The organism is Sulfurospirillum sp. MES (assembly GCF_000789415.1).
Taxonomy (GTDB): domain Bacteria; phylum Campylobacterota; class Campylobacteria; order Campylobacterales; family Sulfurospirillaceae; genus Sulfurospirillum; species Sulfurospirillum cavolei.
In genome coordinates, this window is the sequence record NZ_JSEC01000002.1 from 290,250 (window position 1) to 310,607 (window position 20,358).

General features: G+C 45.4%; 21 protein-coding genes. 10 read left to right on the forward strand and 11 right to left on the reverse strand.

What is annotated here, in order from left to right; all coding sequences use genetic code 11:
• The first annotated feature begins 264 nt into the window (after positions 1-264).
• The 6 genes from OA34_RS04985 (at position 265) to OA34_RS05010 (ending at position 7,786) form a co-directional block, all read left to right on the forward strand.
• The gene (locus OA34_RS04985; RefSeq protein WP_039673006.1) at positions 265-2,658 is read left to right on the forward strand and encodes a molybdopterin-dependent oxidoreductase; all 2,394 of its coding nucleotides are present in this window, start codon (positions 265-267) and stop codon (positions 2,656-2,658) included.
• A 2-nt stretch (positions 2,659-2,660) separates the two neighbouring features.
• Positions 2,661-3,224, forward strand: coding sequence for a 4Fe-4S dicluster domain-containing protein (locus tag OA34_RS04990; protein ID WP_039673008.1), 564 nt, complete (start codon positions 2,661-2,663; stop codon positions 3,222-3,224).
• Positions 3,225-3,233: 9 nt separating this feature from the next.
• Entirely contained in the window at positions 3,234-4,448 is a 1,215-nt protein-coding gene (gene nrfD / locus OA34_RS04995; RefSeq protein ID WP_286682860.1) for an NrfD/PsrC family molybdoenzyme membrane anchor subunit, read from the forward strand.
• Between the two features lie 216 nt (positions 4,449-4,664).
• Complete coding sequence (locus OA34_RS05000) at positions 4,665-5,525, forward strand: phosphate/phosphite/phosphonate ABC transporter substrate-binding protein (protein ID WP_039673010.1); 861 nt, start codon at positions 4,665-4,667, stop codon at positions 5,523-5,525.
• Positions 5,509-6,981 carry a diguanylate cyclase gene (locus OA34_RS13555; protein ID WP_286682861.1) on the forward strand — a complete coding sequence of 491 codons (1,473 nt, stop codon included), beginning with the start codon at positions 5,509-5,511 and terminating at the stop codon, positions 6,979-6,981. The genes OA34_RS05000 and OA34_RS13555 overlap by 17 nt, the downstream gene beginning before the upstream one ends.
• The gene (locus tag OA34_RS05010; protein WP_039673012.1) at positions 6,971-7,786 is read left to right on the forward strand and encodes a phosphate/phosphite/phosphonate ABC transporter substrate-binding protein; all 816 of its coding nucleotides are present in this window, start codon (positions 6,971-6,973) and stop codon (positions 7,784-7,786) included. Before OA34_RS13555 ends, OA34_RS05010 begins: the two co-directional genes overlap by 11 nt.
• A gap of 17 nt (positions 7,787-7,803) precedes the next feature.
• Here OA34_RS05010 and OA34_RS05015 read toward each other — a convergent pair whose 3' ends face one another.
• The 5 genes from OA34_RS05015 to OA34_RS05035 form a co-directional block, all read right to left on the reverse strand.
• On the reverse strand, positions 7,804-8,001 hold the full coding sequence (locus OA34_RS05015; protein ID WP_039673014.1) for a YwbE family protein: 198 nt from the start codon (positions 7,999-8,001) through the stop codon (positions 7,804-7,806).
• A 133-nt stretch (positions 8,002-8,134) separates the two neighbouring features.
• On the reverse strand, positions 8,135-9,928 hold the full coding sequence (gene recQ, locus OA34_RS05020) for a DNA helicase RecQ (protein ID WP_039673016.1): 1,794 nt from the start codon (positions 9,926-9,928) through the stop codon (positions 8,135-8,137).
• Positions 9,929-10,432 (reverse strand): PaaI family thioesterase, encoded by a 504-nt coding sequence (locus OA34_RS05025; protein ID WP_039673017.1) that lies wholly within the window; start codon positions 10,430-10,432, stop codon positions 9,929-9,931.
• Positions 10,429-10,902, reverse strand: coding sequence for a hypothetical protein (locus OA34_RS05030; RefSeq protein ID WP_039673019.1), 474 nt, complete (start codon positions 10,900-10,902; stop codon positions 10,429-10,431). The genes OA34_RS05025 and OA34_RS05030 overlap by 4 nt, the downstream gene beginning before the upstream one ends.
• Positions 10,899-12,197 (reverse strand): DEAD/DEAH box helicase, encoded by a 1,299-nt coding sequence (locus tag OA34_RS05035; RefSeq protein ID WP_039673021.1) that lies wholly within the window; start codon positions 12,195-12,197, stop codon positions 10,899-10,901. Before OA34_RS05035 ends, OA34_RS05030 begins: the two co-directional genes overlap by 4 nt.
• A 180-nt stretch (positions 12,198-12,377) precedes the next feature.
• Between OA34_RS05035 and OA34_RS05040 the strand changes: the two genes are divergently transcribed.
• Both OA34_RS05040 and OA34_RS05045 read left to right on the forward strand, forming a co-directional pair.
• Positions 12,378-13,208 carry a PhnD/SsuA/transferrin family substrate-binding protein gene (locus OA34_RS05040; RefSeq protein WP_286682862.1) on the forward strand — a complete coding sequence of 277 codons (831 nt, stop codon included), beginning with the start codon at positions 12,378-12,380 and terminating at the stop codon, positions 13,206-13,208.
• Positions 13,208-15,142 (forward strand): diguanylate cyclase domain-containing protein, encoded by a 1,935-nt coding sequence (locus tag OA34_RS05045; RefSeq protein WP_039673023.1) that lies wholly within the window; start codon positions 13,208-13,210, stop codon positions 15,140-15,142. Before OA34_RS05040 ends, OA34_RS05045 begins: the two co-directional genes overlap by 1 nt.
• Here OA34_RS05045 and OA34_RS05050 read toward each other — a convergent pair.
• Genes OA34_RS05050 through OA34_RS05075 form a run of 6 tightly spaced genes read right to left on the reverse strand, consistent with a single transcriptional unit; the run spans position 15,129 to position 19,381 of the window.
• Positions 15,129-16,349, reverse strand: coding sequence for an ArsS family sensor histidine kinase (locus tag OA34_RS05050; protein ID WP_060825591.1), 1,221 nt, complete (start codon positions 16,347-16,349; stop codon positions 15,129-15,131). The genes OA34_RS05045 and OA34_RS05050 overlap by 14 nt on opposite strands.
• Positions 16,349-17,023, reverse strand: a complete 675-nt coding sequence (locus OA34_RS05055) for a response regulator transcription factor (protein ID WP_039673025.1) — start codon at positions 17,021-17,023, stop codon at positions 16,349-16,351. Before OA34_RS05055 ends, OA34_RS05050 begins: the two co-directional genes overlap by 1 nt.
• Positions 17,020-17,397 carry a Spy/CpxP family protein refolding chaperone gene (locus tag OA34_RS05060; protein WP_039673027.1) on the reverse strand — a complete coding sequence of 126 codons (378 nt, stop codon included), beginning with the start codon at positions 17,395-17,397 and terminating at the stop codon, positions 17,020-17,022. The genes OA34_RS05055 and OA34_RS05060 overlap by 4 nt, the downstream gene beginning before the upstream one ends.
• Positions 17,398-17,401: 4 nt before the next feature.
• Positions 17,402-18,502 (reverse strand): cytochrome b/b6 domain-containing protein, encoded by a 1,101-nt coding sequence (locus OA34_RS05065; RefSeq protein WP_286682863.1) that lies wholly within the window; start codon positions 18,500-18,502, stop codon positions 17,402-17,404.
• Entirely contained in the window at positions 18,499-18,954 is a 456-nt protein-coding gene (locus OA34_RS05070; RefSeq protein ID WP_039673029.1) for a diheme cytochrome c, read from the reverse strand. Before OA34_RS05070 ends, OA34_RS05065 begins: the two co-directional genes overlap by 4 nt.
• A gap of 10 nt (positions 18,955-18,964) precedes the next feature.
• Positions 18,965-19,381: a DUF1924 domain-containing protein gene (locus OA34_RS05075; protein WP_039673031.1), complete on the reverse strand. Its 417-nt coding sequence runs from the start codon at positions 19,379-19,381 to the stop codon at positions 18,965-18,967.
• Between the two features lie 96 nt (positions 19,382-19,477).
• Between OA34_RS05075 and OA34_RS05080 the strand changes: the two genes are divergently transcribed.
• Together OA34_RS05080 and OA34_RS05085 are read left to right on the forward strand one after the other, a co-directional pair.
• On the forward strand, positions 19,478-19,960 hold the full coding sequence (locus OA34_RS05080; protein ID WP_039673033.1) for a YajG family lipoprotein: 483 nt from the start codon (positions 19,478-19,480) through the stop codon (positions 19,958-19,960).
• A 38-nt stretch (positions 19,961-19,998) separates the two neighbouring features.
• A complete protein-coding gene (locus OA34_RS05085; protein ID WP_039673035.1) occupies positions 19,999-20,340 on the forward strand; it encodes a zinc ribbon domain-containing protein YjdM in 342 nt (113 codons plus the stop codon).
• Positions 20,341-20,358: the final 18 nt, after the last annotated feature.

Here is a 20,358-nt window from a genome sequence, read left to right on the forward strand (position 1 = left end):
GATATTATTATTTATAAGACTTTTTCTGAGCAAAATAACATGTAAGCCTCTCTTTTTGATAGCTTCGTTTATCTTGAAACACGTTCTCTAAAAAATTACTTATTATAATGATTTAATTTTAATTGACTTATGTTAAGGATTTTTTTGAGACGAACTGTTACTATGGCGTATCATTTTATAAATTAATGAAAATTATTTTATAAAATAATAACTATGGCCTTGCAATCGATTCAAATCGTAACATAAATCTTTGAAGGAGTCCCATTGGAAGTAGAAATATCTCGTAGACGGTTTTTACAAGGAAGCGTTGCTTTGAGCATTGTTGCGACAAGTAGCACTTTTGGCGGTACAAAGCCGCAGGACAATACGCACATGCCCGCGAGCGCTTACGGCATTACGAAAACCTCCACCGGCGGTATCGAAATACCGACTTTATGCGAAGTATGCGTCAACAAATGTGCCCTCCTCGCACGGGTTGAAAAAGGCGTCGTAACCAAACTCGACCCCAACCCTTTGTTTCCGAAGTCTAAAAATATGCTCTGCCCGCGCGGTAATGCCGGCATTCAAGCCCTGTACGATCCGGACAGGCTCAAATATCCTTTGATTCGTAGCGGAGAAAAAGGCTCAGGCAAATTTAGACGTGCGTCATGGGCTGAAGTCAATACCTATCTTAAAGAAAAGATCGTCACGATTTTAGACGAAGAAAAAGATAACCGTTCTTCCTTTTTATTTTGTGCCGGAGAGGGTATGGCGGAACATACCTTCAAAACGTTTTACCAACTTTTCGGCTCTTCTAACTGGCTCAACCACGCTTCTTTATGCCTTCAAACCGTTGTTTCGGCTTACGGTGTTACTTTAGGTGCTTATCCGTTTGCCGATTTGCAAAACGCCCAGTACGTGATTATGGCGGGAGCCAATCGTGCGGAGGCGATCGTGACGCCCGACTCGACGGAGCTTTTCAAAAAAACGCAAGGTCGAGGTGCTAAATTGGTCTACGTCGACCCTCGTTTTACCAATACCGCCGCCAAAGCCGACGTATGGCTACCGATCAAACCCGGAACCGACTTGGCTTTCGTCTTGGCGTTAACCTACGTCGTCATTCAGGAAAAAATGTACAACCTTGCATACGTCGAAACCTATTTTTCGGACTTTGAAGCGTATGAAGAGCATATTTTAAGCCATGAGTACACTCCCGAATGGGCGGAAAACATCACGGGAATCAGTGCCAAACAGATTCGGGAAATCGCACGCGAATTTATGCTCTATGCACCCAAAGCGATCTATTATCCCGGAAGGCGCAGTACGTTTTCGCAAAGCGATTTTCAGCTTCGACGCGCGATGGCTCTGTTTCAGGCTTTAAGCGGCGGCATCGACACGAAAGGCGGGCTGATTTTCGGGAAAAATCTTCCTTTAGCCGAGCACGAAGTATCAAGCCCGATTTACGCCCAAGCAAAATCGCGTGCAATCGCGCGTAAAAAGAACGTCAAAAAAGGCGAAAGCGGCTATGAAGATTGCGCGATTATCTCCGGAGGTGGATCGTGGATCGGGTGGCGAAACCGCTTTTTGGAAGGGAAAATGCCCTATCCCGTTAGAGGTGCTTTCATCTACAAACACAATCCCGTTTTAAATATGCCCAATAGTGCTAAAAGTATCGAAATGCTTAAAAAAATGGACTTGGTCGTCGTCATCGACACGATGCCGAGCGATACGGCGATGTATGCCGACGTGATTCTGCCCGAATGTACCTATTTGGAGCGTACCGATCCCGTGGTCTCTTTCGCGGGAGCGGAACCTTCGATCGCGCAAAGAAACAAAGTCGTCGATCCGATGTTTGAGAGCAAACCGGTCCGCGAAATTTTGAACGATTTGAGTCACATGATAAGCAAGCCGCTGTTTGACGTGACGAAAAAATACGACGAAGACGTCCAAACCGCTATCGAAGAGAGCTCGGAAGAAGAAGTTTATGCGGATTTCGACATCTCTAAAGCGTTTGAACATTCGCAAGAAGAAGCCAATAAAGCGGCGGTCGCAAAATACGCGGGCGCATATGAAACCTTGTGCACGAAAGGGGTTTTTTATCCTGAGATGGAACGTCGTTTTAAAGCCATCAACGCCAATGAATTTCAATACTACCCCGAAAACGAAAAAGCCTATAGCGTTCAAAACGGCAAACCGAAAACCGCTTCGGGAAAAATCGAATGCAAACTCTCGACGATGGCGGAGCAAGGCGTAGACGCAATGCCGACATGGCACGAAGCGTTTGCCTTTAGCGTACCTGAGGGAAAATTTAGACTGATTACGGGACGGCACGCACAATTTACGCAAAGCGGAACCGCCAATAACGCCATGTTGCGGGACTTGATGGACGAAAACTATCTTTGGATCAATGCAAGCGTCGCCAAAAAGATGCAAATTCGTTTCGGCGATACGGTCGAAGTCTCCGGCAAAGTCGGCAAAACGCGCCTTAAAGCGTATCCGACGGAAAAAATCGGACACGAAGTCGTCTTTTTCGTGCACGGATTCGGAAGCGAAAGCTCAGCTTTAACGCTTGCTTACCGACAAGGTGCCAACGATAACGCCCTCATCGAAGATATTATCGAACCGGTGTACGGCTCTTCGATCATGCACGAAACCAACGTCGAAATTAAAAAGGTGTAATCATGGCAAAGTACGCAATGATCTTAAACTATAAAAACTGCATTAACTGTAAGGCGTGCGAAGTCGCCTGTAAAGAAGAAAACGGAATCGAACTGGGAGCTAAAGCGCATCGTATTTGGGTCGGTACGTATGAGATCGAAGGAAAATACCCGTTTTTGAGCATTCCATCCAGCACGTTTTACCCAAGCCAATGCCAACATTGCGCCAATGCGCCGTGTGAAGAGGTTTGCCCGACGCATGCAACCTACTACGACAAAAACGGCGTCGTTCAAATCGACGCGCAAAAGTGTATTTTGTGCAGTTACTGTATGGTCGCATGTCCGTATGACGCACGCTACGTCGATACGCGCACGATGAGCGTCGATAAGTGCAATTTTTGCAGCGATACGCGTCTGGCGCGAGGGCTCAAAACCACGGCATGCCAAGCGACCTGCCCGACCAAAGTACGCATCTTCGGCGATATGGAAGATCCCAACAGCGAAGTTTCGCACATTCTTCGCACCAAAGAGCACTTTACGCTTAAAGCCGGTATCGGTACGGAACCGAGACTCTTTTACATCAAATAAGGAACACGCATGTTAGATCATTTGATTCCGCATAAAAGCATTACGTTACGATCCGTTTTCGATTTTGAGAGAACCCCGTTTAATCTCGTTATGGCACTGACGACCCTGCTTCTTTTGGCGGCGTTTGCGGGAGGATTCGTGCACTATCTGATGCACGGGCACCACGCTTACGGCGTTACGAGAGAGCATCCTTGGGGATTGCTGATCGCGATGTATATCTTTTTCGTCGTTTCATCGACGGGACTTTGCATCATCTCCTCATTGGGACACGTTTTTCATATCAAAAGCTTTGAATTTATCGGCAAACGCGCCATTTTCGGTGCGATCATTACGATTGTTTCGGGCTTTGTAGTAATCGGCTTAGAGATCGGTCATCCCGTGCGTATGGTCATCTACAATACCCTCTCGCCCGGTTTTTCTTCCGCGATTTGGGGTATGGGCGTCTTGTACTCCGTGTATCTTTTTTTGATTATTTTAGAGTTTATCTTTCTTTCGCGCGACGATCATAAATGGTCGCGCATTTTCGGTCTTGGAGGTTTGTTGGTCGGCATTGCGGCACACTCCAACTTGGGGGCCGTCTTTGGCTTTTTGATCGGGAGACCTATGGCAAACGGCGTTTTTTATCCCGTTTATTTTATTTTATCGGCGATGATTACGGGGTGCTATCTTCTGTTTCTGATGTACGGTTACAAGTACAAAATGGTTTTTAACGATGAGATGCAAAAGTTTTTAATGCACTTGGGGCGGCTTTTGGGATTGCTCATCGCGATTCTCGTCTTTTTTGAATTTTGGCGTTTTTTAACGGCGATTTACGGTAACTTTCCCGAGCGTGCCGAAACGGCATTGCATATCTTAGGCTCGTTTAACTTCTGGGTCGGCGAAGTGCTTTTGGGTATGGCGATTCCTTTCGTCATCATTTTATACAGCAAAGCCAAAGCGCTTAAAGCGATGATCTACGCATCCGTTTCGGGCATGATAGGCATCTTTTTTATGCGCTACGATCTTGTACACGACACGCTTGTCTATCCAATGCAAACGATGAAGCTCAAAGAGTATCAACTCGCACCTTCATGGGTAGAGTATATGCCGACGATGACGGAATGGGCGATTGCGTTTGGAGGGATCGGCATCTGTTTAGCGTTGTATTACGTCGGCGAGAATTTCTTCTTTCTAGACCCCAATCAAGACGACGCGTATTTTCAAAACTATAGCGAAGAAGCTTAAGCACGCGTGAGAGCGCAATCGTAAAATCGCGTGCGTTTAGCATTTGACATGTCAAGCGTTTAAGGTCGTTTTTGCCTTAGACGCTTGACATTAACACTTCCTTTTTAGGTACATTTCAGAAAGGTTACATATTTAAGTTGGTTTTATTTTTCTTCTAGTCTATTATGCTAAAATCATACGTACCTAATAAACTTTTTCATCACGCAGCAGGAACATATGCTTTTTAAATGCATTTTTATCGGTCTTCTTTTTTGCACTTCTTTACACGCTAAAGAGTATATTTTTGCGACCTATCCCTCGAACAACCCCGAAAAAATCATGCATGCCTTTGCCCCTTTGATGGAGTATTTGAGTGCGAATACAAACGATACCTTCAAACTTGTCGTGACCAAAGATTACGATGAACTCTTTTCGCGCATCGAAGAAAAAAGTGTCGATTTTGCGTGGGTCAACACCAAAAGCTTTGTGCTTTTAAAAGAAAAAACTCCCTCACTACGCTACCTTGTAACGTACTTGGAACACTCCAAAAACGGGCAGATTACGCCGTATTATCAGTCCTTTATCGTCACTCTGAAAAGTTTACATGTAAACGCACTTGAAGAGGCAAAGGGCAAGCATTTTGCCTTTACCGACAAAGACTCGACCTCAGGGTATGCGTACCCGATGCTGATGTTGGAAGAACGCCACATCAACCCCTACACCTTTTTTCAAAAAGCCTTTTTTCTCAAAAAACATGACAAAGTGGTCGAAGCACTCGTCAACCACTCCATCGACGTGGGAGCGATGTCCGATGGCACTTACTACAATGCGCTTGCAAAGTACGGCGATCAATTCACCATCCTAGCCGCCTCAGAGCCGATCCCACTGGATGCCATTGTCGCATCAGCCAATGTCTCGCAAGATGAGAGCAAACGCATCGCAATCTTACTGGAGCAAATTCCCATCGACTCTGCAATCAACAAAGCCTTTGAAGCGTTTTTAGGCTGGGAAAGCGCGGGATTTGTCCGCAAAGATGAACGCTTTTACGAACCGTTTAAGCGCATTTTAAAAGCACGCATCTATGAAACTGTACAATAAAATCCTCTTTCTCACCCTTGTTCAGTTGGGAGCTATCTTTAGTTTCGGAATTTATCAAATCCAGTCTCTTTACGTGACGCAAAAAGCGGCGTTTGACCAAAAAAACCTGATCCAATCGGAGATGATTCAAAAACGTTTTGAAGAAAAGTTGGATCAGCTTCAAAAAACGGCACAAATTCTCATCAACTCGCAAGAGGTCATCACAGGCATCATCAGTAACGACACCGACATGCTCTACAACTGGAGCAAACTCTTCCTCTCATCTTCGGCACATAAAATCCATTTCATTGATCTGGATGGAACGATCATCAGCCGTGGTGAGTCCGAGTTTCGATTTGGAGACGATGCGTCCAAACGCTTTTACGTACAACAAGCACTTCAAAATGACACCTTTTTAGGCATCGATAAAGTCGACGACAAAGAGTGTCTCATCTTCGCCAAACGCATTAAACAATACGGCGAAAGACCCATCGGTTTGATCAGCGTTGCGCTCATCATCGATGATGATTTGCTCTCTTCCTTGGTGCAAGGCACAACGATGAACATCGCCTACCACTCCGAAAACCAAACGCTCTCTGCGATCAAACATGAAACGCTGAGCAATGCATCGTCCTTACATGTCATGCTTCAAGCAGGCAGTATCAAAGAGGCAAGCTTTACCATTGGGCTGGCATCCGAAGATGAACTTCAAGCCCTGAAAGAAGCGCGTACCAATTTTTTCGTGAGCATTGGCATAGCGTTGATTTTATTTGTATTGGCGCTGCATTTTACCCTCTTAAAACACCTCAAAGAGTACAAATCACTCTCTCAAGTGCTGATCGATTTTTACGAAGACCGCTTGGACATCAAAGAAGTCGGCACGACGATCAAACATACCACCAAAGAGCGCTCGACGCCTGAAGTGAAAAAAATCGCCGAAGCCCTTTTCAATATGAGCCGAAAAGTCGCCGAAACACAAGATGCACTGGAGCATCTAAGCTCCATCGACCAGTTGACTGCGCTTTGGAACCGACGCAAATTGGAAGAGTTTTTAGATCAAAAGCTTAAAGAGAGTGAGCGGGGAAGTTTTTTCTCCGTGCTAATGATCGACATAGATCGTTTTAAAACCATTAACGACACGTGCGGGCACGAGGTGGGCGATCATGTTTTAGAAGTGACGGCGCAGCTGATGCGCCAAAGCGTTCGCGCCAGCGATATATTAGGACGATGGGGCGGTGAAGAGTTTTTACTGATACTCCCGCAAACCGATACCCAAGGGGCTTGCGTGATCGCCGAGCAAATGCGTACCAACGTCAAACACCATACGTTTGATCATTATGCCAACACCGTCACGATGAGCTTGGGTGTTGCGACGTACCGCTCGGGCGACACACCCAATGCGATCTTAAAACGTGCGGATACCGCGCTGTACCGCGCTAAAAATAACGGAAGGGATAGGGTTGAACATGAAGATTAAAAAACTCCTCGGCATCGTGCTGTTGTGCTGTACCTGCTTGTGCGCTAAAGACCAACTCGTCTTAGGCGTTAACCCTTACAAAACGACGCCCGAACTTCAAGCCATTCACGCTGAATTGATCGCGTACCTTGAAAAAGCTCTCGATAAAGAGATTGTTTTTGTTGTTTCCAAAGATTATAACCAGCTTATCACGCTGATTGAGCAAGGCAGTGTGGACATGGCGTCTATTTCACCCAAACTGTTTGCGATGTTGCGTCAAAAAGAGGTCAATGCCGATTATCTAGGAACGATTCAGTTTGCAGACACCCAAACGCTCAAACGCAGCACCTACCGTAGCTTGATCCTCACGCCAAAAGAGAGTAGCGTTAAAACACTTGCCGATCTTAAGGGAAAAAGCTTCGGCTTTACCGACGTTGACTCCACTTCGGGCTATCTTTACCCGTGTTTTACGATGCGCCAAAACGGCATTGACCCGAGTAAAGAGTTAGGGAAAATCTACATGTTGAAAAAACACTCCAAGATCATCGATGCCCTTTTGGAAAAGTCGATTGACGCGGGAGCAGTGTATGATGGTATTTACCGTGCGCTGCCCGAAGAGACGCAACGTAAGATTCGTATTTTAAGCACGTCCGAAGAGATCCCCTACGATGCGATGATCGCCTCAGGGCATCTAGACCCAGCCCTTGTAGCGAAGATCAAAACACTTCTTTTAGCGTTTCACTCTTCCACCAACACGCAAAGCAGTATCGCAGGATTTGAAGAAAAGCCGCTGTTTTTGTACGACCGTTTACTGCATTTGGAGTAAAACGCTTTTACATGTAATTAGAGAACGATCTCTTTCACCCGCCCGACTTCGCCGCTTTCAAGCCGCACTTTGATACCGTGCGGGTGGTTGGCGGAGTTGGTCAGGATGTCTTTGACCACGCCCTCCGTCAGCTTACCGCTTCGTTGATCTTCTTTGAGCACGATCTGTACGCGTACGCCTTTTTTGATGTTACTGCGTTGTTGTCCTTCGTTCATCGTTTATCCTTTACATGTAAGCAATAGATTTTTTGCATAATCCGCAAGAGAGACTTTGTTCCGATGGGTCAAAGCTTTAGCTTTGGGGTACCCATCGTGAACAACCGTCTCGAAATAGGGTTATGTAAAAAATCTATGAAACCAACGTCGCACAACGCTCTAAAAAAGCCTCACCGTAACGCTCAAACTTGACTTCGCCCACACCGCTGATCTGAAGCATCGCCTCTTTATCCAAAGGCAATTTCTCCGCCATCTCTTTAAGCGTCTTATCGCTGAAGATGACATACGGCGGTAAACTGTTCTCTTTGGCGATCTCCAAGCGTAGCGCGCGCAACTGCTCGAAAACGGAAAATTCAAACGCACCGCTGAGTGTTTTTTCGGCTTTTTTAGACGCCCTCTTTTTCTCTTCCAAACGTTTGGCGTGAATGCTTACATGTAAACGCTCTTTCAGGATTTTTGCACCGTACTCGCTGAGGCTCACCACGCGGTATTCGCCCACATTGAGGGCTTCAAGTTCCAGCAACCGTTCGGCGATGCTCAACCACTGTGCCCTGCTTCGCTCCTTGCCGATACCGAAAACCGACAAATCCTGATGCGCATTTTGTACAATTTTTTCACTGGCAGACCCCAATAAGACATCGACCACGTACGCAAGCCCAAAACGCTGACCCGTGCGGTACACCGTCGATAAAAACTTCAACGCCTCTTGCGAAATGTCTACGCTTTGGCGTTCTCCCTCGACACAGTTATCGCACCGCGTTTGACATGTAAGAATCGCATCGTCAAAATAGCGCGCGATCTGCTGATGACGACACACTTGCGAGGTCGCAAATTTGGCGATGGCATCTAGTTTTTCGTACGCGACTTTTTGGTACGCAGAAGCCGGCTGTTCGCCGATGCGACGCTTGTGCTCCACGATGTCAGAGGCTGAGAAAAGAAGCAAGGTCGAAGAAGCAAGCCCGTCACGCCCCGCACGCCCGATCTCTTGGTAGTAATTTTCGATGGTTTTTGGCAAAGACATGTGCGCGACAAAGCGGATATTGCTCTTATCGATCCCCATGCCAAACGCCACGGTTGCCACCACCACGTCGATCTCATCGCTTAGAAACGCTTTATAGGTCGCATTTTTTGCTTCACTTGAAAGTCCCGCATGGTACGGCTTGGCAGAAATGCCGCGGGTGTTTAAAAACGAAGCGAGACTTTCGGTCTCTTTGCGGCTTAGCGTATAGACGATGCCGCTTTCATGCGCAAACGCTTTTAAAAATTCAAGCAGTTGATCGCGTCCGTTGCCGTTTCGATAGGTAGCACTGATGTGCAAATTGTCCCGCTCGACTTTGGCTCGAACGATCAGAGGATTTGCCAGTCCCAACTGATGCACGATGTCCTGCTCGACGATCTTCGTCGCCGTCGCCGTAAATGCGGCAATGGGCGTGTTCGGAAAGTAGTGTTTCAGGCGAAAAAGTTGCCTATAATCTTCCCTAAACTCATGCCCCCACTCACTCACACAGTGCGCTTCGTCGATGACAAAAAAGTTGATGGAAAGCGTTTGCAAAAAGTGCAAAAACGACTCACCTTTTAAGCGCTCAGGTGCTACATACAAGAGTTTCAGCTCACCTTTGCGACACGCGTGCATGCTTTCATGGATTTCATCGGCTGATTGCATCGACGAGATCATCGCCGCTTTGATGCCAAAGGCGGAGAGTGCCGTGATCTGGTCGTGCATCAAGGCTAAAAGCGGCGAAACCACCACACTAAGTCCTTCCATCACCAAAGAGGGAAGCTGATAACAAAGCGATTTGCCGGCACCCGTGGGGACGATCATCATCACGTCGTGCCCCGCTAAGATCGCATCGACCGTCGCTTCTTGATTGGCACGAAAACACTTATGTCCAAAGACGCTTTGAAGTATTCGGTATTTTTTCTCCACCTAAACGTCTATCTCGTCTCGTTCTTTTCCGTCACTTTCAAACCATTCATCTTCGATAAAATCGTTTTCAACGATCTGATTGACGTCGCGTTTCATATAACGCCCCGTTGCACTGACCGCAACTTCACCGTCCGGTAAGATCAACTCTCCCGTGCCTTCAAAAATGCGCCCTTTATCAAGCGTAATGCGCCCGACGACTTTGAGTTCGACATCCAAAGGAACGGGTTTTTTGTATTTGACGTTTAATTCGATCGTCATACCGAATTTATCTTGTCCGTAGTGCGCCATAATCGCCCTACCGATCGTTTCGTCCAAAATGGTCGCCGAGATGCCGCCGTGCAAGATGCCGGGGTAACTTTGAAGGTAGGTATGCGGCGTAAAGTACGCCACGACCTCTTTGTTTTCCAATTCGTAAAACTTAGTTTTCAATCCGAAAGGGTTTTCAATCCCACAGACCAAACAGTTTTTTGAGATGTGCTGTTGGCCCGTTACTTTAAACTTCATTTCCCCGCTCCATGCACCTTTTCAAGTTCTTTGCGCACTTTGGAGTAGAGTTTTAGATCAACGATTTTATAACTTTTGAGTAATCCATCCAGCAGTGCCGCATCCAGTTCGTTTTGATCGTCTTTGTTCTCGGGAACGATTTTATCTTTGACCGCACAGTTGTTGCAAAAATCGTAAAGATAGGTCAGATCGATCTGATAATCCAACCGGTGCGTCAGTTCGTTTTTAAGCTTTCGCGTCTCGTTCATAATGACAAACTCTTGCTCGCTAATCGTCTTTAACGCCCGAAGTTCCTCAAGCAGTTTAAACTGTGTCATACTGCGAGAGGTTCCGGGGATCAGCACTTCGGCGACAAACTCGTAGTACGCTTCTACCGCCAAGACCATCACATAGAGGTTTTTACCCAAGGGGTTTTCCTCTTGCTCGATAAATGCTTTAAAATAGTGCAATTTTTGCATTTCAACCGTCATTTTTTACTTCCTTTATCCTTGCCTTGCGCTTGCTTTTTCGTTTTGGTTTTGTGGTACGCTTCACGTTTTTTCTGAATCGAAACGGAGCGTTTATTGGCTTTTTCATACTCTATTTTTGCCTTAACCGTCCCTTTTTTTGCCTCTTTTTCCAACTGTTTTTTGGTTTCGAAACCGGCATACGATTCAACGTTAATGGCGTATTTTAAAATCTTTTCGATCTCTTTGAGCTTTTGCTTTTCTTCTTGGGAAACCAAAGAGATAGCACATCCCTCTTTTCCGGCACGCCCCGTACGTCCCGCGCGATGCACGTAATCTTCCGCGTCGCCGGGCAATTCGTAGTTAATAACATGCTCCAAATCTTCAATATCGAGTCCGCGGGAAGCAATATCGGTGGCGACTAAAACGCGAATGGCATTTTCTTTAAACGCCTTAATCGCTTGCGAACGCTTTGCATGAGCTTTATCGCCGTGAAGCACCAAGGTTTTCAAACCGCTCTCTTCCAAATAGCGTCCGACTTCGTCCGCACTTTGTTTCGTTTTGGTGAAAACTAAAACTTGTTGCCAGTTTTTTGAGCCGATCATATACGAAAGCAGTTCGCTTTTTCGCTCTTGATCGACCAAATAAACGGTCTGCTCGACTTTTTTGGCAAAATTGCCTTGATTGTTGATAGCGATCTTTTGAGGTTTTTTCAAACTGATCTCGCTCAAACGTTTAAGCGATTTGGTCATACCGACCGAAAATAAAAGCGTTTGACGTTTTTTGCTTATCAACGATAAAAGCAGTTCGACCTCATCCCAAAAACCCATATCCAAAATACGATCGGCTTCATCAAAAACAAGCACTTCCACGCGCGCAAGATCGATATTGTCCAGTTTGACATGTTCGAGCAATCGCCCCGGCGTCGCGATTAAAATATCCGTACCTTTTTCCAATTTCTTCGTTTGGGGCGTAAATTTGACGCCGCCGTACACCGTGCAAATCTGCAACGACGTGTATTTGCCGTACGCTTGAATGCTTTGTCCGACTTGCGACGCCAATTCGCGCGTCGGAACCAAAATCAACGAACGCGTACTCTTCGGAAGCGTCGCTTTTTGGCTTTTTTTCGTGAGCATTTCTAAGAGAGGCAAAGCATACGCCGCCGTTTTTCCCGTACCCGTTTGGGCGGTTACCATAACGTCTTTTCCCTCAAGAACGATCGGAATAGCTTTTTCTTGAACGGGGGTCGGTTTAAGATAGCCTAGTTCGTCGATCGCTTTTTGAATCACGGAAAGTAAACCGAGTTTTTCAAAGACCATCTATTTCCTTTGTATAATTAAGATAATCTTTAATTGTACCTAAGTTTTATTGAAAGTTACTTTTACGTTTTGATCGTACCTAAGAGCTATCATTAGTTGGATTTTTTTACTAATTGTTAAGACTTTCTTTATTGTTCCTTATGTATGATATATGTCGAGATTTTAGAAAAAGGTGAATCCATGCGATGGATTTATTGCATCGGTTTGATGGTGATAGGCTCTTTTTCTTTGGAAGCAAGAGCGCTTATTTTTGCCTCTTTGCCCTATAAAAACAACACTGCTATCGTAGAAGATTTTGCCCCGATGTTTCGCTATCTCGAACGCGACCTCAATCGATCCGTAGAGTTTCGGTTTGAACCCTCTTACCAAAAATTGATTGCGGATTTTATCGACGATAAGATCGATATAGCGTATATGGGACCTTTGCCTACGCTTGCTTTGATGAAACAAGATGCTTCCGCCCTCCCCGTCGTAACGTTTAACGACGCTAAGGGCAAAAACGGCTATCGTTGCGTTTTAGTCAAATTTACGCCTGACATGTTAGAACTTGAACACCCCCAAACGCTTAAAGTAGCCCTCACCGAGCCGCTTTCAACCTGCGGCTATTTTTCAACCGCCCCGTTGGTGCAAACATACGCGAAAGCACCGCTTTCGACGATGCACTATCGCTATGTTCATAAGCACGACGAAGTCGCTCTTGCCGTGCTTCGCGGCGAGTTTCATTTGGGCGGAATGAAAGAAAGCATCGCCGAGTCGTACCGATCGCTCGGATTGGAGATCATTGCTTATTCGCCTATCGTTCCGAGCTTTGCGCTGATTTTAAATACCAAAACGCTCTCGTCCGAACAGATCGAAGCGATTCGCACGCGCCTTTTAAATGCTCCCGCCCAAGAGTATGCTTCGTGGGGAAAAGAGATCTCTTGGGGTGTTCAAGCCGTGCACCCCGATACGTACCGTCATATGCAATTGTTTTTCGACGTGGAAAGCATCCCTCAAGAAGGGAATTTTTGATGAAACAGATAGTACCCGCCCTTGCTCTTTTGTGCACGTTGTATCTTCTCTTTTTTCTCAACAGTTACGCCGTGAAAGAGCGGGAAATTCAGATTATTCTAGACGGTAAAAATCAAAGTTTGGAGTCTTCGTATAAAGCGGTCACGCAGATGTATCGCATCTCGATTGAAAATTATTTTAAATACGTCATCATGCAACCGCGCGTCATCGAAATTTTACGCCGATCTTTACACGCATCCGAAGAGGAAAAAGCACTCTTACGCGGGAATTTGTACCGTTATTTGTACCCGCTTTATCAGCATGAACTCATCGCTCAGGGTATTCGACAACTGCACTTTCACACCGAAAAAGGCGAAAGTTTCTTACGGTTTCACCAACCCAACGAAAACGGCGACCTTTTGATCGACGTTCGGGCGACGATCAAAAAAGCCAACGAAGAGCGCACCTTCGTTTCCGGCTTTGAAGGCGGACGTATTTATCCCGGATTTCGTTACGTCTATCCGATCGTCGATCAAGGGACGTTTTTAGGAACCGTAGAACTTTCGCTTTCCTACGAGCGCATCGTTGCCGAACTTTCGAAACTTCTCAACGCACAGCACTATCTTTTGCTACTCAATAAGGAGACGACGACGGACGTCGTATTTGAAAAGCACCGAGACCATTTTGTACCGTCGATGATTTCCGAGCGTTTTATGATCGAAAATCCTTCCATTTCATCTTTAAGCGACCAAGCCTTAAAATCGCCCTTACTGATACACATCAATACGCTGCTTCGCGACAATCCGCGCGTACAAAAGTTGCTTGCTCACAATCAATCGTTTTCGATTCCTCTAGTGCTAGAGCACCAAGGATACAGCATCAATTTTTATCCTATTTTTGCGATCGACAATCGTCTCGGCGGATACGTCACGACTTACGATTGTGCACCCGAACTCGTTGACATTGAAAACAAGTACCTTACGATCTATCTTTTGGGCTTTATCACGCTTACGATTTTAACGTTTGGACTTTATCTTCTTTTAGTACAGCGCAAACGAATCGTCCTTGAAAAAATTCAATTTGAAACGATCGTGACCTCTACCGTCAACGGCGTTATTCTTCTCACGAACGACGGAGCTATTCGCTTCGTGAACGCCGCAACACTCACGATATTAGGGTATCGTGAAATCGACATGTTGGGGAAAAACGCGCACCGTTTGATTCATGTGCATCCCCAATCGTTAGATCAAGTACCCTGCCCTATCATTGAGAGCATCGCGCATCAGCGTTCCTATGTCGGCGAAGAGCTCTTTCGAACGGCGCAAGGAGAGCATATTTTCGTACATGTCAATTTGACGCCGTTTATTCAGGAAAACCGAAGTGTCGGTTCGGTGATGATTTTTCGAAATATTACCGAAGAGAAAAAAGCCAAAGAGACGATCGAGCATTTAGCCTATTACGACTCCCTAACCGAACTTCCCAACCGTAAGCTTTTGTTGGATCGCTTGAATTATACCGTGGCGATGTGTGCACGCTCGCATGAATACTGCGGCTTATTGTTTATCGATTTGGATAATTTTAAAAACCTCAACGATACTTTAGGCCACGAATACGGCGACGTTTTGCTCCAAAAAGTCGCCAAACGTCTTCAAAAAATACTGCGTCATTGCGATACGGTCGCACGTTTCGGCGGCGACGAATTTGTCGTTTTGATTACGCAACTCGGATTGAACGAACATCCATCCAAAGAACAACTACGCCGTATCGCGCACAAAGTTCTCAAAGAATTTTCTAAACCTTTTTCTTTAATCGATTGCGACTACGAATGTTCCGCCAGTATCGGAGGAACGCTCTTTTGGGATAATTCCAAAACGATCAACGACATTCTCAAAGATGCGGATATTGCGATGTATGCGGTCAAAAGAAGCGGTAAAAACAAAATTAATATTGCTTAAACACGATTGCGTACGTGTAGTACCCTTCACGGTAATCCTGCCGTAATGAAAAGCCGTGTTTTTGGAGAATTTTCTGAACGATGCTAAGCCCAAGCCCAAATCCCGTACCGTCTCGCGCATCATTGCCTCTCACAAACGGCTCGCAATAATACGCTAAAGGACGACTCAAAGCCTCGCCTTGGTTTTTGACGGCAATCGTACGGTTTTCCACATCGATCACGACAGGCAGATGCACGGCATATTTGAGCGCGTTGTCGATAAGGTTTTTTAACGCAATTGCGAGATAATTCAAATCGCCCTCGATCGTAAAAGAGTCTGCGATACGAATCTCCAAAAGCGATTCATCCTCAATCATCAGTTTGGTCAGTGCCTCGGAAAGAAGCGTCTCGACTTCAAAACGCTCTGTTTTAAATTCCGCCATATTTGCACCCAAACGCTCGATTTGCAAAAGTTCGTTCGTAAGTCGATCGATTTGAAAAATCGCTTTTTGGAGAATTTTTTGATGCGGATTTGAGGGCATCATTTCCAATGCCAATTTTGATTTGGCTAAGGGCGTTCGTAGCTCGTGCCCGATGTCGCGGAGCAAACGTTCCCGTGAACTGAGCAGATTTTCGATATTGGACGCCATTGCGTTAAAACTCTCCACAAGCCGCCCAAGCTCGTTGGAGCCTTGCTGCGACATTCTGACATGTAAGTCCCCTTCTCCAAAACGCTTCAAGGTTTGCGTCATCGTTTTTAACGGCAATAAAAGCTTCGCGATCAGAAGGAAAATGACGACGAGCAGTGCTACGTCCGCATCGATGAGATAGCCAAGGCGCGCTTGTTGGTCAAAATACTCTTCTTGATTTTTAACGCGTACGAGCAAAGGTTCGTCCAAATAGCGCAACAAAAGCGTATAGTAACCTTGGGCATCCTCATAGATTTTCATTTCGCCAAAACTACTTTGTTCTTCGTATATTCGACGTGCTTTTTGTTCGTAAATATCGTACGCAACGCTTTCAAAACCCCAAGCATCGAGCTTTTTTTGAAAAGCGACCATATCGTTGTTTGCCAAATCTTTAAAGAGTTCGTTGCTCGCTTGAAGGTATTTTTCCCTGAGTAATGCTTCGATATTGGTTTTGGCTAAAGAATGCGTCTCTTTACCGACAAAAAACATAACCGCGAGGCTGGCTAGAAAAAGCAGTAAAAGTTTTGTAAAAATCGACATCAATGCACCAACTGGTAACCCACGCCCCACACCGATTTGATGTACTTGGGATTTTTAGAATCATCGCCGAGTTTTGCGCGAAGATTGCTTACATGCATATCGACCGTTCGGTCTTTGGAACTATATCCGATGCCGTTAATGGCATTAAAAAGCGTTTCGCGCGAAAAAACTTTTCCGGGGTTTGAAAGAAGTAAGTGCAACAAATCAAACTCGATTTTGGTCAAATCCAAAACGTAACCCTCTAAGGCGATTTGCATTTTTTCCTCATCAATCTCGAAGTCGCCGATTTTCTTTTTACTTTTGAGCGTTCTTCGAAGGGCGGAATTGATTTTTAACACCAACTCTCTAGGTTCATACGGCTTTGCGAGATAATCGTCCGCACCGAGTCCGTATCCGAGTATTTTATCGCTCAGTTCGTTGCGCGCGGAAGAGATGATGATGTACACCTCTTCATTCAACGCCCGTAACGCTTTGCATACGTCAAAACCGTCCATTTGAGGAAGCATCAAATCCAGTACGATCAGTTGAATCTCTTGAGAATGTGCTTTGACGTACGCAAGTGCTTCTTTGGGCTTATCGATCGCGACGACCTCGAAGTCGTAGTTCGTTAAATATTCTTTGATGAGAGATTGCATCTCCAAATCGTCTTCGATGAGTAAAATTTTCTCGCTCATTCGACCTCCCACTCGTCTAAATTACGAGCGAATTTTTCACGTTGTGAGGGCGTTAGGATAGCGTGCATTTGCAGTAAAAAACGCGTTTCGATTTGCGATGCTTTTTGGGCTAAAGAGGTTTGTAAGGCAACCAAGGCGCGCTCGTCAAGCTGCTTTTCGCGAAACAATCTCTCTTTGCGTTTTTCGACGCTCTCTTTTTCGTCGCGAAAAGCTTTAAGTTCGTGTCGATACGCTTTAACGATCTCTTTAACGTCGTTTTGTTGTTCAAGACTCAATTCTAAAGAAGACAAATCTTTACTCAAATGGTGCTTTTCATGTCCGTCGGCAACGCCTAAAGTGACTATGACCAATAAGAACGCTACGATCCGTTTCATCGTTTTAACCTTTAATATCTCTGTCGTTAATCGAGCCTTGTTCTATCATCGGATGACACGCTTTACAATTAGAAATTTTACCGATTTTAGGGTCGCTTGACGCTACTTTTTCGATTCCGTGGTGGCGTTTTTTCCAAAACGACGTTTGCGTAATGCTCTTGGGCATTGTATCATTTTTGAGACGCGAGAGCATATACACGGCGGCTTCTTTGGTCGAGTGCTCGGCACTGTTATCGTCTAAAAAGGCTTTAATCGACTGCATCGTTGCGGTCTCTAGCGAGGCATCATCGCCGAAATGATTGTCCAAAGAGCTCATCATCTCGTCCCACGAGGTTTTAGGCAATAAAAACGGCGGATAAAGCATATGACAGCTGCCGCACTCTTTCGCAAAAGCGGGGTGGACTTTGGCATAATCCACCTTCGGGTTGTTATCGGCTAAAAGTAAAGCATTGGGCGAAGCTAAAAGATAAATCAACGTAGTAATCGTTGCGCCCAACCAAAAGAATCCAAATATTTTTTGAAAAAAATTGAGACTAACGCTTGCACCTTCGCCCTCCTTATAGCCGTCCACCATCGAGCGTAAAATCAGCTTAGAATGAAGCAGCCTATCGAGCAATGCACCTGCTATATGCGCGAAAATAAGAAACATCAACGCATTGGCAAAAAATTCATGGACTTCTTTAAAGAGCTTCATCTTCGCAAACCACGTGTGGTTTAAAAACGAGGCAATGCCCATTCCCTCTTGCGCGCCGTACGCCAAAGCACCGCTTATGATGCTTAAAAACAAAAGCACCATCATTCCGATGATCGCATAACTGGATGCCGGATTGTGCCCGACATAGCTTTTTTTCGCGCCGAAAACGCTTAACATGTACGCTTTTAAATCGGCGATTTTGAAACTAAAATCTTTAAATTTCGAATAGGGAATATCTAAAAATCCCCACGCGACGCGCCCCAAAAAAAGCACGCCGATTGCATAGCCTAAAGAGGCGTGAATGGACAACCACCGATCTTCGTCGCTACTGAGGTATAAGCTTAGCATCAACACCATTGCCAAAAAATGAAACACCCTTGTGTAGATGCTCCAAACGAGTATTTTTTTCATTCCCATCTCCCGTAGTTGGGTATCACGATAGTACGCTCGCTATAATCGCCCTGCTCGGCTTTGGTGTGACACGCCGCACATTGACTGAGCGATTTGACCTCCGGTTGATCGATAAGACGCTCTGGAATGCGTCGGTGTTCTTTGATAAAATACGGCGATTGCGAAATGCGCATCGTCGTATTGCCTTGCGTTAGTTTACTATTTCCCGCGTTTTGTGTCACGTACGTCAAAATAGCATCGTGCTCTTTTTGGGAAAGCGACGCATCGGTTCCAAAGTGGTCTTGCAAATTTCCCATCACTTTTTGCCAACCGCTCGCATTTAAAAGGGCGGGTTGATACCCGAAATGACAACTCGCACACTCTTTTTGGTACAACGCATCGTTTGCCGCAGGAACGTTTTTGGCCCATGTCATCGATGCCAACATAACACACCCTAAGATAATACGTCTCATTTTTTTCTCCTTATTGATTGATAAGATAGGTTAAAACGTCGCCTTTTTCAAGCGCGCTTCCTTCGCGATTGTAAACGTCGTTAAAATTGCGACGCAACCATTTTTGCACTTCTTCAACGTCGGTGAGCCTTTGCGCATTGGCTGAAGGTGCTAAAGGAGCGATGGTTTTATTGGTATTGACATTGAGTCCCGTCGCTTTCAAATCACTCTTGTGACACGTCGTACAACGCATCTCTTGAGCTTTTTTTCCGATATGTTGACTCGTAAAAATGCTCTCGCCTCGTTTGGCGTCAAACCTCTCAAAAGAAGCATCTTGGGCTTTGGCCTCTTTTTCAAGCTCATTCATATAAGCTTTCATCGGCGCATTAAAATCCTGCGCAAGCAGTATAACCGCACTGCACGATAGCATCAAAAATATTTTTTTCATTACAACTCCTCGGTTTTTATATTGAAATGTTAAAATAACGGTGTCAATTTCGTATTGACTTTTTCTTGACACTTTCTTTACATGTAAGGAGTTTCTATGCGTCGTCTTTTGCTTTTATGCGTCACTACGTTGGCGTTTCTTTTAAGCGGCTGTGCTTCCAAAGAAGTCAATCCCGCGTCCTTCAACACTTCCGTGAACCTGTTGCAAGCGGGTGAAATCAGCGTTTACGATACGAAAAAAGATGCCATTTTGTTTTACACGTATACGCAAGAAAACGGAAAATTGATCGAAAACAGTTCGGGAAAATTGTTGCCGTTTCGCGTTTTATTTATGGATTTGTGGGTGACGGGATTGGGACACGACTTAAGACGCCTCACGGATAATCATGCCGAAACGATCAAAGATGCGTTGATGTACGCCGCGGAACAAAAAGGTATGCAACCCTTGCATATCAATCAAAAAGAGTTTATCATCGATACGAAATTCGCACACGATATGGTCGATGCCATCAACGCTTACGAAGACAAAATGAAGCGTTACGACCGAGACCGAAGAGTGCCGCCGCTTAAAGATCTCTAAGCGAAGCTATGCCATACTAAAAAGAAAAAGGTCTTGAAATGAGTCAACTGCCTCCGTGTCCAAAATGCAACTGTGAATACACGTACGAAGACGCCGATACGATCATTTGTCCCGAATGTGCCTACGAGTGGTCTAACAATGCCGCTTCCGACGAAGAATCGAGCGAAGTCGTCAAAGATGCTCACGGAACGATCTTACACGACGGCGATACCGTCACGGTCATCAAAGACCTCAAACTCAAAGGCTCTTCGGCAGTCATTAAAGGCGGTACGAAAGTCAAAAATATTCGACTGAATTTTGAGAGCGATCACAATATCGATTGTAAAATCGAGGGTATCGGAGCGATGGGATTAAAGTCGGAGTTTGTAAAAAAAGCCTAAATCTAAAGAGAATTTGCG

Excerpts from the sequence above, each read along its gene's own strand:
- OA34_RS04990 (WP_039673008.1), top strand. The coding sequence starts at position 2,661 with ATGGCAAAGTACGCAATGATCTTAAACTATAAAAACTGCATTAACTGT.
- nrfD (WP_286682860.1), top strand. The coding sequence starts at position 3,234 with ATGTTAGATCATTTGATTCCGCATAAAAGCATTACGTTACGATCCGTT.
- OA34_RS05000 (WP_039673010.1), top strand. The coding sequence starts at position 4,665 with ATGCTTTTTAAATGCATTTTTATCGGTCTTCTTTTTTGCACTTCTTTA.
- OA34_RS13555 (WP_286682861.1), top strand. The coding sequence starts at position 5,509 with ATGAAACTGTACAATAAAATCCTCTTTCTCACCCTTGTTCAGTTGGGA.
- OA34_RS05010 (WP_039673012.1), top strand. The coding sequence starts at position 6,971 with ATGAAGATTAAAAAACTCCTCGGCATCGTGCTGTTGTGCTGTACCTGC.
- OA34_RS05015 (WP_039673014.1), bottom strand. The coding sequence starts at position 8,001 with ATGAACGAAGGACAACAACGCAGTAACATCAAAAAAGGCGTACGCGTA.
- OA34_RS05025 (WP_039673017.1), bottom strand. The coding sequence starts at position 10,432 with ATGAAGTTTAAAGTAACGGGCCAACAGCACATCTCAAAAAACTGTTTG.
- OA34_RS05030 (WP_039673019.1), bottom strand. The coding sequence starts at position 10,902 with ATGACGGTTGAAATGCAAAAATTGCACTATTTTAAAGCATTTATCGAG.
- OA34_RS05035 (WP_039673021.1), bottom strand. The coding sequence starts at position 12,197 with ATGGTCTTTGAAAAACTCGGTTTACTTTCCGTGATTCAAAAAGCGATC.
- OA34_RS05040 (WP_286682862.1), top strand. The coding sequence starts at position 12,378 with ATGCGATGGATTTATTGCATCGGTTTGATGGTGATAGGCTCTTTTTCT.
- OA34_RS05045 (WP_039673023.1), top strand. The coding sequence starts at position 13,208 with ATGAAACAGATAGTACCCGCCCTTGCTCTTTTGTGCACGTTGTATCTT.
- OA34_RS05050 (WP_060825591.1), bottom strand. The coding sequence starts at position 16,349 with ATGTCGATTTTTACAAAACTTTTACTGCTTTTTCTAGCCAGCCTCGCG.
- OA34_RS05055 (WP_039673025.1), bottom strand. The coding sequence starts at position 17,023 with ATGAGCGAGAAAATTTTACTCATCGAAGACGATTTGGAGATGCAATCT.
- OA34_RS05060 (WP_039673027.1), bottom strand. The coding sequence starts at position 17,397 with ATGAAACGGATCGTAGCGTTCTTATTGGTCATAGTCACTTTAGGCGTT.
- OA34_RS05065 (WP_286682863.1), bottom strand. The coding sequence starts at position 18,502 with ATGAAAAAAATACTCGTTTGGAGCATCTACACAAGGGTGTTTCATTTT.
- OA34_RS05070 (WP_039673029.1), bottom strand. The coding sequence starts at position 18,954 with ATGAGACGTATTATCTTAGGGTGTGTTATGTTGGCATCGATGACATGG.
- OA34_RS05075 (WP_039673031.1), bottom strand. The coding sequence starts at position 19,381 with ATGAAAAAAATATTTTTGATGCTATCGTGCAGTGCGGTTATACTGCTT.
- OA34_RS05080 (WP_039673033.1), top strand. The coding sequence starts at position 19,478 with ATGCGTCGTCTTTTGCTTTTATGCGTCACTACGTTGGCGTTTCTTTTA.
- OA34_RS05085 (WP_039673035.1), top strand. The coding sequence starts at position 19,999 with ATGAGTCAACTGCCTCCGTGTCCAAAATGCAACTGTGAATACACGTAC.